Annotated in this window: 16 protein-coding genes and 1 other annotated feature; all 16 genes read right to left on the bottom strand. The window is 44.6% G+C overall.

The annotated features are described in order from the left end of the window. Nucleotides 1-7: 7 nt before the first annotated feature. Nucleotides 8-529: a Spo0B C-terminal domain-containing protein gene (locus EV213_RS13210; RefSeq protein ID WP_133581021.1), complete on the bottom strand. Its 522-nt coding sequence runs from the start codon at nucleotides 527-529 to the stop codon at nucleotides 8-10. Nucleotides 530-719: 190 nt separating this feature from the next. Beyond that, nucleotides 720-1,010 carry a 50S ribosomal protein L27 gene (gene rpmA / locus EV213_RS13205; RefSeq protein ID WP_133581020.1) on the bottom strand — a complete coding sequence of 97 codons (291 nt, stop codon included), beginning with the start codon at nucleotides 1,008-1,010 and terminating at the stop codon, nucleotides 720-722. Between the two features lie 19 nt (nucleotides 1,011-1,029). Beyond that, the gene (locus EV213_RS13200; RefSeq protein ID WP_133581019.1) at nucleotides 1,030-1,371 is read right to left on the bottom strand and encodes a ribosomal-processing cysteine protease Prp; all 342 of its coding nucleotides are present in this window, start codon (nucleotides 1,369-1,371) and stop codon (nucleotides 1,030-1,032) included. Nucleotides 1,372-1,373: 2 nt separating this feature from the next. After that, on the bottom strand, nucleotides 1,374-1,682 hold the full coding sequence (gene rplU / locus EV213_RS13195; protein WP_133581018.1) for a 50S ribosomal protein L21: 309 nt from the start codon (nucleotides 1,680-1,682) through the stop codon (nucleotides 1,374-1,376). Between the two features lie 18 nt (nucleotides 1,683-1,700). Then, nucleotides 1,701-1,775, bottom strand: a sequence feature (ribosomal protein L21 leader region). 54 nt (nucleotides 1,776-1,829) lie between these two features. Next, complete coding sequence (locus tag EV213_RS13190) at nucleotides 1,830-3,275, bottom strand: Rne/Rng family ribonuclease (RefSeq protein WP_166639306.1); 1,446 nt, start codon at nucleotides 3,273-3,275, stop codon at nucleotides 1,830-1,832. Next, nucleotides 3,272-4,162 carry a site-2 protease family protein gene (locus EV213_RS13185; protein ID WP_133581016.1) on the bottom strand — a complete coding sequence of 297 codons (891 nt, stop codon included), beginning with the start codon at nucleotides 4,160-4,162 and terminating at the stop codon, nucleotides 3,272-3,274. The genes EV213_RS13190 and EV213_RS13185 overlap by 4 nt, the downstream gene beginning before the upstream one ends. Next, nucleotides 4,155-4,856 carry a M23 family metallopeptidase gene (locus tag EV213_RS13180; RefSeq protein WP_133581015.1) on the bottom strand — a complete coding sequence of 234 codons (702 nt, stop codon included), beginning with the start codon at nucleotides 4,854-4,856 and terminating at the stop codon, nucleotides 4,155-4,157. Before EV213_RS13180 ends, EV213_RS13185 begins: the two co-directional genes overlap by 8 nt. A gap of 898 nt (nucleotides 4,857-5,754) precedes the next feature. Then, on the bottom strand, nucleotides 5,755-6,552 hold the full coding sequence (minD, locus tag EV213_RS13175; protein WP_133581014.1) for a septum site-determining protein MinD: 798 nt from the start codon (nucleotides 6,550-6,552) through the stop codon (nucleotides 5,755-5,757). A gap of 17 nt (nucleotides 6,553-6,569) precedes the next feature. Beyond that, nucleotides 6,570-7,238: a septum site-determining protein MinC gene (minC, locus tag EV213_RS13170; RefSeq protein ID WP_133581013.1), complete on the bottom strand. Its 669-nt coding sequence runs from the start codon at nucleotides 7,236-7,238 to the stop codon at nucleotides 6,570-6,572. 68 nt (nucleotides 7,239-7,306) lie between these two features. Next, nucleotides 7,307-7,828: a rod shape-determining protein MreD gene (mreD, locus tag EV213_RS13165; protein ID WP_166639305.1), complete on the bottom strand. Its 522-nt coding sequence runs from the start codon at nucleotides 7,826-7,828 to the stop codon at nucleotides 7,307-7,309. Between the two features lie 2 nt (nucleotides 7,829-7,830). Continuing rightward, nucleotides 7,831-8,703: a rod shape-determining protein MreC gene (gene mreC / locus EV213_RS13160; RefSeq protein WP_133581011.1), complete on the bottom strand. Its 873-nt coding sequence runs from the start codon at nucleotides 8,701-8,703 to the stop codon at nucleotides 7,831-7,833. Between the two features lie 11 nt (nucleotides 8,704-8,714). Beyond that, nucleotides 8,715-9,758, bottom strand: coding sequence for a rod shape-determining protein (locus tag EV213_RS13155; RefSeq protein ID WP_133581010.1), 1,044 nt, complete (start codon nucleotides 9,756-9,758; stop codon nucleotides 8,715-8,717). 270 nt (nucleotides 9,759-10,028) lie between these two features. Beyond that, nucleotides 10,029-10,700 carry a RadC family protein gene (gene radC, locus EV213_RS13150; protein ID WP_133581103.1) on the bottom strand — a complete coding sequence of 224 codons (672 nt, stop codon included), beginning with the start codon at nucleotides 10,698-10,700 and terminating at the stop codon, nucleotides 10,029-10,031. Nucleotides 10,701-10,727: 27 nt separating this feature from the next. Then, nucleotides 10,728-11,315, bottom strand: coding sequence for a Maf family protein (locus EV213_RS13145; RefSeq protein ID WP_133581009.1), 588 nt, complete (start codon nucleotides 11,313-11,315; stop codon nucleotides 10,728-10,730). Between the two features lie 207 nt (nucleotides 11,316-11,522). Further along, entirely contained in the window at nucleotides 11,523-12,383 is an 861-nt protein-coding gene (locus tag EV213_RS13140) for an SPOR domain-containing protein (protein ID WP_133581008.1), read from the bottom strand. 103 nt (nucleotides 12,384-12,486) lie between these two features. Next, nucleotides 12,487-13,236 (bottom strand): prepilin peptidase, encoded by a 750-nt coding sequence (locus tag EV213_RS13135; RefSeq protein ID WP_133581007.1) that lies wholly within the window; start codon nucleotides 13,234-13,236, stop codon nucleotides 12,487-12,489. Nucleotides 13,237-13,247: the final 11 nt, after the last annotated feature.

Below are 13,247 nucleotides of genomic sequence, written 5' to 3'. Positions count from 1 at the left end.
GAGAAGGTTAAAAACGAGATGTCACCTCGAGTGCGATCAAATCATTTTCAAGCTTGTCATATGTCCCTACGTTAACATTCTCAAGCCAGCGATTTAATGGAGCTTCATCCACAAGCTTTCCTTCAAAACTAAGATTGCAATGCACTCCATCGCTTGCTAATTCAAGCGTTACTGCCACCCACTGCTCTTTAGAAGTATCGGCATTGTGTTCAATAGTATCCACAAATGAGGACACAAACGTGTAAATGGCATCATCAAGTGTTTTAATTTCGCGAACCTCGCCAATCACCTCATAATCAATTAGGCAAACCCGTGTCGTCCAAGAAAACGTAAGCAAATATTCGGTCAGCCTATCCATTCCTGTATTGGTCAGGTTCGATTCATTAATCGTGGCATGAATAATCTGTTCGACAATACGCTCTGCTTCTGCTGTATTGTTTAATTGAAGATTCCCATGAATGATTTGCAACTTGTTGAGCCATTCGTGGCGGTAGTGACGAATCAGCTCCACACTGCTCCATTTTTTCATTGTCGTGAAAAGCTCCTAGGCTTGAATTGTTACGGTCTTTTGACCAACCATTGATGGTTCTCATTATATCACAAACTTTTTTCTGCAATAGAACTGCTTCTATAAAAAACCGCTTAAGGGAAGTAAGAGAATCGCTTTAATTGCAAAAAAATACCCTGAACCGTTAAGGATCAGGGTATTTTACCTTTGTTTACGCTTCTTGAGCAATAGGATAAACACTTACACGTTTACGATCGCGACCGACACGTTCAAAACGAACAATGCCTTCCGTTTTTGCGTAAAGTGTATCGTCGCCGCCACGGCCTACGTTTACCCCTGGGTAAATTTTCGTGCCGCGTTGACGGAAGAGGATAGATCCTCCTGACACAAGCTGACCGTCAGCACGTTTAGCGCCAAGGCGTTTTGATTGGGAGTCACGACCGTTCTTTGTGCTACCTACACCTTTTTTGGATGCAAAAAACTGCAAGTCTAAAGTTAACATGGATGTTGCACCTCCTTTTTTAATGCTGTTCTTTGTACACTAAGTACTCGCCATACTGCGCCTCAATTGTACGAAGCGATGACAGCATTCCTTCTAGCAACCATTGCGCTTTTCGATGCTGCTCACTTTCTTCATGAGCGGGCACCGTCACCGCTAAATAGCCACCAGCTTTGTCATCCTGTTCGACATGAAGGCGAAGCTGACAAAGTTCAATCACTGCATTGATGCCGCCAATGGCGACCGCAGATACAGCCGCACATACAAGATCCTGTCCATACGGAGCACTTTCAGCATGACCTGATATTTCGACGGACTGAATCCTTGAAACATTAGATTGCCGTGTCACGCGTATAGTAATCATTGTTAGGCGTTGATCTTCTCAATCACAAGCTTCGTGTAAGGCTGACGATGTCCTTGCTTGCGACGGTAGTTCTTTTTAGGCTTATATTTATAAACCGTGATCTTTTTTTCTTTGCCTTGCTTTTCAATCTTCGCCGTTACTTTTGCGCCATCAACGAATGGAGCACCTACTTTTGCAGAGTCTCCACCTACAAACAAGACGTTTTCGAATGTCACTTGGCTGCCTTGTTCACCTTCAAGCTTCTCGACGTAAATTTCTTGTCCTTCTACGACTCTTAGCTGTTTGCCACCAGTTTCAATAATTGCGTACATTCCCATGCACCTCCTTATGTCATCACTCAGACTCGCCATCTTAGGTGCACAATAGTGTGCTTAGAACCTTTGAATGTGCGGTTGTAGCTAGGGGCGCTACATATAGATAACATTGGAATACTAGCATAGATTTAAAGAAGTGTCAATTCAGCTTCGTCGATCGGCAGCGTCTTTTATGGCGTTCAAAGACCCTGTTTGCAACACACGAAACGAACAAGGCGCAAGCTCATGACCGACGGTGAACAGCACATGTTGGAACGGCAGATGTCTTGAAAACAGCTGCTGCTTCCAATCTTTCGTGGCGTCTTGATCACGATGAATAGCAACTAGTGCCGCTTCGTCTTCACTTCGGTTACTTTCAAGCAGGCTTTGCTGCAGTTGACGAACAAACTCCTCTTCTGAAAGGACGTCGCCAGTCCCCTGACAGCTTGGGCACGGCTGTGTGAGACGTTCTTGAAGTGGCTGACCAGTACGCTTACGAACAATCTCGTACAGTCCCAAAGCTGTAAAACCAAGACAGGACGTACGCGTTTTATCATCTAAAAACCCCGCTCGAAGTGTGCCTTCGATAGAAGCGCGTAAATGCTGCTCTTTCATATCAATAAAGTCAACGACAACCATTCCACCGATTTGGCGAAGCTTCAGCTGTCGTGGGATTTCGCGAGCAGCTTCTTCATTCGTGCGTTGGATTGTTCGCTCCTTTACACGATGTCCTAGAGCTTGACCGCTGTTCACATCAATTACAGTCAATGCCTCCAAAGATTCGATGACGAGCTGCCCTCCTCCGGGCAACGGGACAACAGAAGACAATACTTGTTCAATGGTTGCTTCTAATCCATGATTGGAAAACAAGTGCACAGCACCCTCATCGGTGACCCAATCCACATTCTCTTCAATGCTCCTTGCTAGCACTGTCTTAAATTGGCGACTGTTTGTGATCACTCGGATCTGTTCAGACGAAGCGAGCTCTTTCACAACATTTAAAATAACGGATGATGTGCGTTGTAACAATGCTCCGTCCGCTGCTGAGCGAAACGTATGTAGAAGGTCTTGAAAAGAATTTTGTAGCCTATTCATGGCAATGGTCAACTGTTCATCTGTCAGCCCTTCCGCTTCGGTACGGAACAAAAGGCCTTCTCCAGGTTCACAAAGACTGTCTGCAAGCTTTTGAAGTCGCTGTTTCGCTTCAGGGGATTTAATTTTTTTGGAAACAGCCACATACCCACTTTTCGGCAAGTACACCATGCCGCTTGCCTTCAATTCAATCTTCATTGTGAGCTTTGCACCTTTGTCACGATACGGCTCTTTTTTCACCTGTACGAGAACCCGCTGTCCCTCCGTAAGCCGCGACTCAATGGGACCATTCTCACCATCAGGAAGTTCATTTAATGGAAGAAATCCTCCCTTATGACTTCCTATATCAATAAAAGCCGCTTGGAGAGCAGGATGAATACGCAGCACCTTCCCAGCGTAACAGTCCTCCAAAAGCGGTTGCGATGTTTTCTCTTCGAAACGAATATCCTGAAGCTGCTGGTGCTCAATGCACACCAAACGGATCGGCTGTGTGAGCGCGTCAATATATACTTCTTTCATTTTGCATTCCTCCATGTCTCAGGCGTATTGTACCCTGATTCATGTATGTTTCGCAAAACTTCTTGTACATCCCCAACATTGCAATGAATACACCCGTTTACATAATAGGCTGCAATGATGTCATGATCCCATAAAACGGATTCACCAAAGGTCACCCGTGCTTTCTTTCCACGATGTAAACGCCGCAATAAAAAACGAATCGACTCTTCTGATGAAGATCGAAGGGGATGAACAGGCAAAGCGGTCGTCGCCATTCGCTCTATAAGAAATTGAATAAAAGCATACTCTCTTTTTTTCCACAGCTCCCAGTGGGTAAATACAATAAAAACGGCAATACACCAGATGTTTAACGAATGGAGCGATTTTAACCAAAGGAGCAGGACAAACAGCCCACCTGTGAGGCAAGAGCAAACAAAGCTAACGAAGAACGAGCGTTGGTACGAGAGAATAAACGACACTAATGCATACAAAACTCGTCCTCCATCAAGAGGAAACAAGGGGAGAAGATTAAACAGCAGCATGGAGAGGTTACAGCTCATCCAAAATTGATACAAATTGGCATCCATATGAAACGTACTTTGAAGAAAAGAGTACGGCAGGCAGAGCAACCAAACATGTTGAAGAGGCCCCATCAATGCAACCAAAAGCTCTTGATGCAGCGGCGCATTCCCATATTGGTTTGTGTGAAGCACGCCCCCAAAAGGAAACAGCTCTACTTTTGACACTCGCCAACCGAACCATTTCGCTGCTAAGAGATGCCCTCCCTCATGAAGCAACACAAGAAAAAAAATGATCAATAGCTCACGAAAATAACCCGTGGCGACCGCAGTGAACGCCATTAGCCATAAAAGCGGATGCACACGCAAAGAAAAACTGTTTTTAATCACCCGTTGTTCCTTTCATCGGGTTCACAAACTCATCGTGTTGTTTTTTGGCAAAATAGAAGCTCCCATTTCCCTCTGACTCGCTCACTTTACCAAGCACTTGGCGTTCATCCACAAAATCGTACAGCTTGACATCCACTTCATCCAATTGTCCGTACCATGTTTCAGATTGGTCGCTATGTTGCACAATAACCGTCTTGCCAAGTTCATCCTTCACACCAACAAAAATGACATAGCCATTATCAACACTTTCAACATTTTCAGCTAAACCGGTCTTAATCACAATGCCTCGTTGATCGTGTTCAAAGGGCTGCGCAAGTTCTCCGCTAACCGGAAGTGCTAACGGGGTTCCTACTTCCTCGTTCACATTTTGTACCGTCTCCATATCCTGGCTCATAAACGCAAACGGCTCGCCAAATCGGTCTGTATACCACTCTTCGGCAGCAGCAAACGAATAGTTTTCGGTCATTGCATTCACAAGGAGCGTTCGCGGCCCATCGAAAAATGCATCGTCACGCTGAAGCATCATGCTGCTAGCTAGAAAAAAAAGTGCGGCGAGCAGAGCTTTTACTAAAAAAGCATCAATTCGAAACAGTGGATGCGCCCCGCTGCTTTCGATCGGTGGATTTAGTGATTCCCGTGGCTGAGAACGATGCCGCTGTCTAATTTCTTTGCGTATTTGGTCCCCACGTTTCATTGACGTCCCTCCCTGAAAGGTTTATACAGTCTATGTGTACAGGCTTAGATGTATGAATATAGGGAACGGGAACATTTTTATTTAACTCAACTTTCGCACCTTACATTTGGCAGACACGAATTTCACATAGATGGGAAAACCTGCAATTTATTTTTGGGATTGCTTTTTAGACAAGCTTCCATACGCTCGCTTTCATCCTGAATGGCACAAGCCCATCAATTCAAAAAGACTTCGTCGAGATTTCTTTGCCGCTGGAGTCTCGCTAGTGGCAGCTTTTTATGATTTAGGGGTAGAAGTCAGCTTCATTATTAAAAGACGATCTTTTAATAAATACAAGATTGTGAGCACTGCACCATTCCTATTTACTGAATACAGCAGGCGTTGTTTTGGGAGAAGTCAATTGATCTATCTCACTTTGCATCAATACTGCATTAGGTGAGATAACTTTGCATAAAACGATGCACTTATTTGGTAAGTAACACGCTTTCTTACTCGTTATACGAGACTAATAAAAAATAAAAAACAATTTACGCAGAAACAAACCTCAGCGTAGTCAAAATACGTAGACTCCTGCGGGAACAGCGCGAGCTGAAGATCCCGCAGGAAAGCTTTTGCTTTCCGAGGAAGCTGAAGCCGTGCCCGCGGAAAGCGAAGTATTTTGACGCAGCGGTCGAACGTACCTCGTCGTGTTTTCTTTTCACCCTTCGGGTACAAGTGCAACATCGACTCGAGAGTACCTCGTCGTGTTTTCTTTGCCGCTGGAGTCTCGCTATTTTGCAGATTCTCATGATGAACTCATTTTTATGCTTTGATCACAATTTAAAAAAGACCATTGCTGCTAAATCGCCAGTGATCTTTTCCGACAAGTTTGGTGCAATAAAAAAAGCATGGTGCTTGTTTATGCACGCATGCCAAGGAATTTCTTTACTTTTTGTAACATACTCTTCTTTTCATCAAACGCCATAAGTGGGACCGATTCTCCCAAAATTCGTCTTGCCATATTCCGATAAGCAATGGCCGCTTTACTTGAAGGGTCCATCGCAATAGGTTCGCCATTATTGGATGCTTTGATGACAGAGTCATCATCGGCAACGATGCCAAGCAAATCAATGGATAATATCGATACAATTTCATCTACATCCATCGTATCCCCATTGCGCATCATATGCGTTCGAATTCGGTTCACAACGAGCCTTGGCGCTTCAATGTCCTCCTGCTCAAGCAACCCAATGATCCGGTCTGCGTCACGAACAGATGAGATTTCCGGAGTTGTGACAACAATGGATAAATCAGCTCCTGCAATGGCATTACGAAAGCCTTGTTCAATACCGGCAGGACAGTCAATAATGACATAATCGAAATCCTGCTTTAACGTCGTCACAATCTCTTTCATCTGCTCCGGTGAAACGGCAGATTTGTCCTTCGTTTGCGCTGCTGGAAGCAAGCTTAGGGCATCAAAACGCTTATCTTTAATCAATGCTGTATGTAGCTTGCATCGTCCCTCAGCAACATCAACAAGATCATAAATAATTCGATTTTCTAATCCCATGATGACATCAAGATTTCGTAAACCGATATCGGTATCAATGAGGCAAACATGTTTTCCAGCAAGGGCTAAAGCTGTGCCGATATTTGCAGTTGTCGTCGTTTTACCGACACCGCCTTTACCAGATGTAACGACAATCGCTTCTCCCACGGTTACATTCCCCTTTCTTACTTGATGAGATTTTGTCTAGGTTGGGCTAGATGCTGTAATCGATCCAATACAATATGCGTTTGTTCTTCGTTCAAATACGCACATTCCATTCCCCGTCCTTCTGAGCGCTCATCAGGCGCACGACTAATGACATCCGCAATTCGCAGCTGCATCGGCTGCATCACTGAAGCACAAATGACAGCTTTGTTATCTCCTTCAGCACCAGCGATTGCTGTGCCTTTTAATGCGCCCATCACATAAATACTGCCACCAGCTCTGACAGTTCCACCCGGATTCACATCTCCAACAAGCAGCAGATCCCCCGGAACCTCAACAACCTGACCAGAACGAACCATTTGTCTCAATCGTTCGATACTCTGTTGCTCTTGCCATTTCAACGCTTGTTTCTTTGTCATAACGTCGGATTCGATAGCAGTGACAACGAGATTTTTCTCACGACGAACGAGTTCTTTAAGCTCCTCCTCTTGTTCTTCAGAGAGGTAGCGCATACTGGTTTTTAGCTTTACATCAACAAGAAGTGACGTGTCCATCTCCACAGGCGTATTAGACAGCTTGTCCTGAAGCTCGTCCAAAAGTTCCTGATAGCTACATTGGTCGTTCAAATGGAGCGTTAAACCATCCTTCGTGCCTTTGATGGTTACGTTTTGTAGACCTTGCCCCCTCATTTCGTTTCACCTCTATTGCAATGAATTCGACAGTGCTTTGCTTGAACCCTTTTCAATGATTCGATGAGTTACACCCGACTTTGGTCGACCAGATCTTGTTTTTCCATCAATCGTTCTAATGGCTTAAATAAAAGAACGCAAAAAATGGCATTAAAAATAAGTGTTGGGATAAATCGTGTGTAAGCAAAAGTTTGCAGCCCTTCGTTCGTGTGACCAATAATGAGCAAAATCCCATAAACGATCCATTCAACAGCAGCGACGCCAAGTGTGCAGGTCAACGTAATCACAAAGATATTATAATGTAGCAACCTCACACTACTGCCTGTTACGTAGGCCATGAGTGCATATGAAAAAGTGTATACACCAATCAAACCAGTATAGTACATATCATAAAGCAAGCCGATGGAAAGACCATATAAAACGCCAGCGGCTCGCCCTTGTCGAAAGGCAATCATCAAAAGGGCAACGAGTGAAAACCTGGGCACGACCACCCATTCTCCAGGGCCAACCTCTCCAGGTACCCAACGAACAAATGTGCTTTCTAATATGAAAAGAAGAAAAACGACAGCCGGGAGGAGATATTTCGTCAATATTAGCCCTCCTCCCCTGTAACCTCATCAGGTGACACCGGATTAATCTCAGGGTTGATAACCATTACATGAGAAATGTCATAAAAGTCCGTCGCAGGCTTGACAAAAGCCGTCTGTGTAAGACCATACTCATCAGGAACGACATCAGTGACTTCACCAATCACAAGCCCCTTTGGAAAATTCCCACCGAGACCAGAAGTGATGACCGTTGCTCCTTTTTCAATCGTTCTGTCCGTTGTAATTTTTGCAAACCGTAGCATATCCTGATCCTCATCAAACCCTTCGATAAGGCCAAAGACATTTTCATTTCCTTGAACCACGGCAGAAATAACGTTTGAAGGTTCCGTACTGCTCAATAACTGCACAGTCGAAGTAAATGCTTCAACGTGACGTATCTGACCAATCACACCTTGAGCTGTCATGACTGCCATGTTTTCTTCGACTCCATTTTGGGAGCCTCGATTAATGGTAATTAGTTCATGCCAGCGGTCAGGATTTCGCCCAATCACTTCAGCCTGAATGGCTGAGTAATTTGACAAACTTTCTTCTTTATCCAACAAGCTACGCAGCTCCTGATTTTCTTTTTCAAACGCAGCAGCTTTCACCGCAAGGGCTGAAAATTCATCCATCCGCGATTTCAAGAGCTTGTTTTCTTCGTAGGTATTTCTAAGGTCTTGAATGTTGTCAACAACCTGCCCGATTCCGGTCAGTGGGGATTGAACGACATATTGGGTCCACCCGACGACGTCCTTCACAAACACTTCGGGCCATGATAAATTTCGTCTATCATTGAGCGAAAGGCCGACTAGAGCGACGAGAACAATGATGCAGACAAGTAAGATGATAAGCCGTTTATTAAGTAGAAAAGGAGGCATAAAAGCACCCCTTAAGATTTACGAGAGCGTGATGTGATGCCTGCTTTTGAGCGGAAGAGATGGAGATTTTCTAACGCTTTCCCGGTTCCAATTGCCACACAGTCCAATGGATTTTCAGCCACAAGAACAGGCATTTTTGTTTCATCACTGATCACTTTATCTAAATTTCTAAGTAAAGCCCCTCCACCTGTCAACACAATCCCTCGGTCCATAATGTCAGCTGCAAGCTCTGGTGGTGTTTTTTCAAGGGTGTTTTTCACAGCCTCCATGATGGAGTCAACTGTGTCACGTAAAGCTCCAGCAATTTCTTCAGCGGACACGTTAATCGTTTTTGGCAACCCTGTTAGCAAGTCTCTACCGCGGATATCTAGCGTTTCTTTTTCATCTGGTTGTCCAGCTGATCCGATGTCAAGCTTTAATGATTCAGCTGTACGTACACCAATCATAAGGTTGTATGTCTTTTTCACGTATTGAATAATGGCATCATCCATTTCATCCCCAGCCACACGAATGGACTGACTCGTTACGATCCCACCTAGTGAAATAATGGCGACTTCTGTCGTTCCTCCACCGATATCAACGACCATGCTTCCAGTTGGCTCCCATACAGGCAAATCCGCACCGATCGCTGCAGCAAAAGGCTCTTCAATTGTATACGCTTCTCTTGCGCCTGCAAGCTTCGTCGCATCCTCTACCGCTCGTTTCTCTACAGCAGTAATGCCGCTTGGCACACATACCATCACGTTCGGCTTTCTTGAAAATGACGAACGATTTTTAGTGGCTTCTTTGATGAAATGCTTCATCATTGTTGCTGTCGTTTCAAAATCCGCAATAACCCCGTCCTTCATCGGGCGTTTGGCTACGATGTTCCCTGGTGTCCGACCTATCATATTTTTGGCGTCATTGCCCACGGCCTGAATTTCCCCCGTATCCGTACGCATTGCCACTACGGAAGGCTCTCTTAAAATGACACCTTTATTTTTTATATAGACGAGCGTGTTTGCCGTCCCTAGGTCAATGCCCATATCTTTCGCGAAGCTTCCAAATCCAAACATTTATGTATACTCCCTTTCTCATCCCAGTGTAGCGAATCGACTAAGTTCGACACGCTATCCATTGCATTTAGAAAATCTATAAACGTGCATAGACTGTAGTCAATAAAGAAAATGCAGATTCCATTGACTATAGTCAACAAAAGAATACCTTTATTATAAGGGATTGAATTGAATTAAGATAGGGTTATGCGAGGCAATTCAAACATTCGCTCGTTTCAATTTTCATGAAAAGTGTACGAACGTTTAATGAGCTTCAAAGACACGAATGATCTATACGTAGCCTTTCTCACGCAGGCTGACAAATGAGTCATTGCCAATAATCACGTGGTCCATAACCTCTATTCCCAACACTCGACCACATTCGACAAGACGTTTGGTCACATCCACGTCCTCCCGACTCGGCTCAGGGTCGCCACTAGGATGGTTGTGTGCACATAATATCGATGCCGCAGAAGCTCGGAGCGCCTCTTTAAACACCTCTCTAGGATGAACGATGCTTGCGTTTAAGCTCCCTACAAAAACCGTCTTTTTTTCAACGACATGATTTTTCGTATTGAGGTAAAGACAAACAAAATGCTCCTGCTTAAGGTGCTTCAATTCTGGCATTACATACATCGCTGCATCCTCTGGCGAACGAATCACCACTGGTGCATCGCCCCGTTCCACAGTCAGTCGACATCCTAGTTCCATCACTGCGCTGAGCAATGACGCCTTTGCACTTCCTATCCCTTTAATAGCGGTCATTTCTAAAAATGAGGCTTCCTGAAGACGCCTCAAAGTTGGAAATGAATGAAGCACTCTCAACGACAATTGCATAACAGATTCGTCTTTTGTCCCTGTTTGCAAGAGAATGGCAAGCAGCTCTTGAGTAGACAACTGTTTGACTCCCTCTCTTGCAAGTCGTTCTCTAGGCCGGTCATGCAATGGGACATCCCTAATCATTAAAGGCTTTGTCACTTGCTTCCCCCTTTAGTTGTCGACAGACACGAGGGGAAGGCATCCAAAATCCTTCAGGTGGCGATAAACAGCTGCTATTGGCAAACCAACAACCGTATAGTAATCTCCTTTAATGCTCTTGACAAAAAGACCACCCATCCCTTGAATGCCGTAGCCTCCTGCCTTATCGTAAGGTTCTTTCGTTGAAATGTAACGCTCAATGTCTTCCTCTGTGAGCCGCCAGAACTCGACATCAGTCGTTTGATAAAAAAGCTGTTGCTGCGAACCATCACAAATTGCTACGCCAGTTGTTACCTGATGAACGCTACCTGAAAATAATTGCAGACAGGCCCTCGCTTCATCAATGGTCCCCGGCTTTCCAAAAAGACGTCCATTTTGAGACACGAGCGTATCTGCAGCCAGTATGACTCGTGGTTCGTCTAGCGTGCGTTGGACATCCTGCGCCTTAGAAAGCGCGAGTTCCTGAGCAATGTGCTCTGGCGACATCGTCTCATCCATTGTTTCTTCAATGGTGCTTTTGATGACGGTGCAAGCATATCCGAACGACTCTAAAAGCTGAAGCCGCCTGGGTGAACCTGATGCAAGCACTAAGGTATTCATGCACGTCCTCCTTCATACAACACACACAGGAGAGAAAGGTGAATGCAGTATAGCAAACCTTTCTCTCCTATACGAACAAGTAAAACACGATTTTTCGTTAATCATAGCGTTCGTCATACTCTGTCATTTTATGACGGAATGAAAGCCATTCCGTGAAAGACATGTAAACAAAGTGTGTTTATTCCATTCAACTTGCTATTTTCTATCTCATTTTACCGATAGAATTGTCTCAATGCTAATGGAAGTAATATCCTCTTCAGAACTCGCTTGCTGTACGCTTGTTACAAGGTCTGTAATGTTTTCTCGCGAAGAACTTGAAGCCAGTGTTTTCTCAGCATTCCTTTGAATGGTTGATAATGTTTCACCGGATTGGACAGCGTTCAACAAACTAGCTGCCATTTTCAGTCGTTCCGGGGCATCCGACACTCGTTCGATTGATTTTACATACATGTCTGTATCTGGAAAGCTCGCTCTCCATTCCTTCGCCGCTTCTTCCGTAGTTGTCAGGTGTGAGTAAAGGACGTATTGTCCGTTCTCTTTTACTTGATAGACCGGAATGCCTTTTGCATCAAGTGAAGCTTTCGTCGCCTCTGCAGATGCTTCATCATTAAACACACCCGTTTGGACGACATACCCTTTGTATGTAAACGCAGCGGATGTGGACTGTTTATTTTGTAATGGCGCCGAGGCCACAGGAGGTTTGTTTTCCGTTTGCTGCGTTGGCGACTCATTTGTTGTCGAGGAAGAAAACAGAAACAACAAACAAAAGCCAAAGAAAATTCCTACAGCAATTGCAGATAAAGTAGAAAACCATAAATGACGCCGTTCAACAATTCTACCTATCCCCGTAAAAGGTCGTTTTTGAAATGAAGTGGGACTCGTTTTCATGGGTATGTTTACATCTGGTTGAATCCAATCGATAGATTCATCTTCGCTTTCATTTGTAGGCGATGATGCGGCCGTTTCAAAAATTGTCATCTGTTCTTCTGGCGCCCGGTGAGAGGCGACATAATGCGTTGCCGGCTTCCCATTTATTCTTACGGCAATACAATCTTTCTTCTCTTCCATGCTTGTCCCTCCTCAGATGATGCTGACGCTTTGTTCTAGTATATTTTCATAGAGAAAAAATAGAACAGGTTTCGCCAATCCATCTAAAAGAGGACATTGCATGTTATCCGCCCATATACCAGCGTTGCAAAATATCGCCATACAGCACAACAATTACTGCGCCTAATGAAATAAAGGGACCAAAAGGGATAGATTGCTTTCTCTCGAACCGTCCAGCTATTCTACCAATGATGCCATAGACCGCGCCAAGGAGTGAAGCCAAAAACAGGACGAGCAATGTGTCTCCCCAACCAAGCACAAAACCTACGAAGAAAAACAATTTTACATCTCCTGCACCCATGCCACCACGACTAATAACCATGAGGAGGAAAAGCACACCAAAGCCAACAGCTCCCCCAATCAATGAAGAAACTAAGGTCATATAAGGATTAAACAGCTGTACGATGACGACTAGCCCTCCTCCAACGAGAAGGATGATGTTCGGAATGCGCATGAAAAATAGATCAGACACGGAAATCATGTGAAGCAAAGCGAAAAAAAGCAACACGATGACAGTGTACCATTGCAAACCAAATGTCATGTACGTCACAGCAAACACCGCGGCCGTCAATAACTCAAAGAAAGGCAAAATAGGTGAAATACGTGTGCCACAAGAAGCACAACGCCCTTTTTGCACGCTATATGAAACGACAGGAATAAGCTGTTTCCATGTAAGCGTCACTCCGCATGAGTCACAACGAGAGCGCGGCTTGAGAATCGATTGCTTTTGCGGCACACGCAAACCAACGAGTGAAAAAAACGAGCTGGTCACGAGGCCTATTAGAATAAAATACACCATCCAGAACGCAGACATTGAAACCACCC

The organism is Aureibacillus halotolerans, assembly GCF_004363045.1.
Taxonomy (GTDB): domain Bacteria; phylum Bacillota; class Bacilli; order Bacillales; family DSM-28697; genus Aureibacillus; species Aureibacillus halotolerans.
The sequence above is the reverse complement of the archived record's forward strand: the minus strand, read 5'-3'. Positions and strand labels throughout refer to the sequence as shown.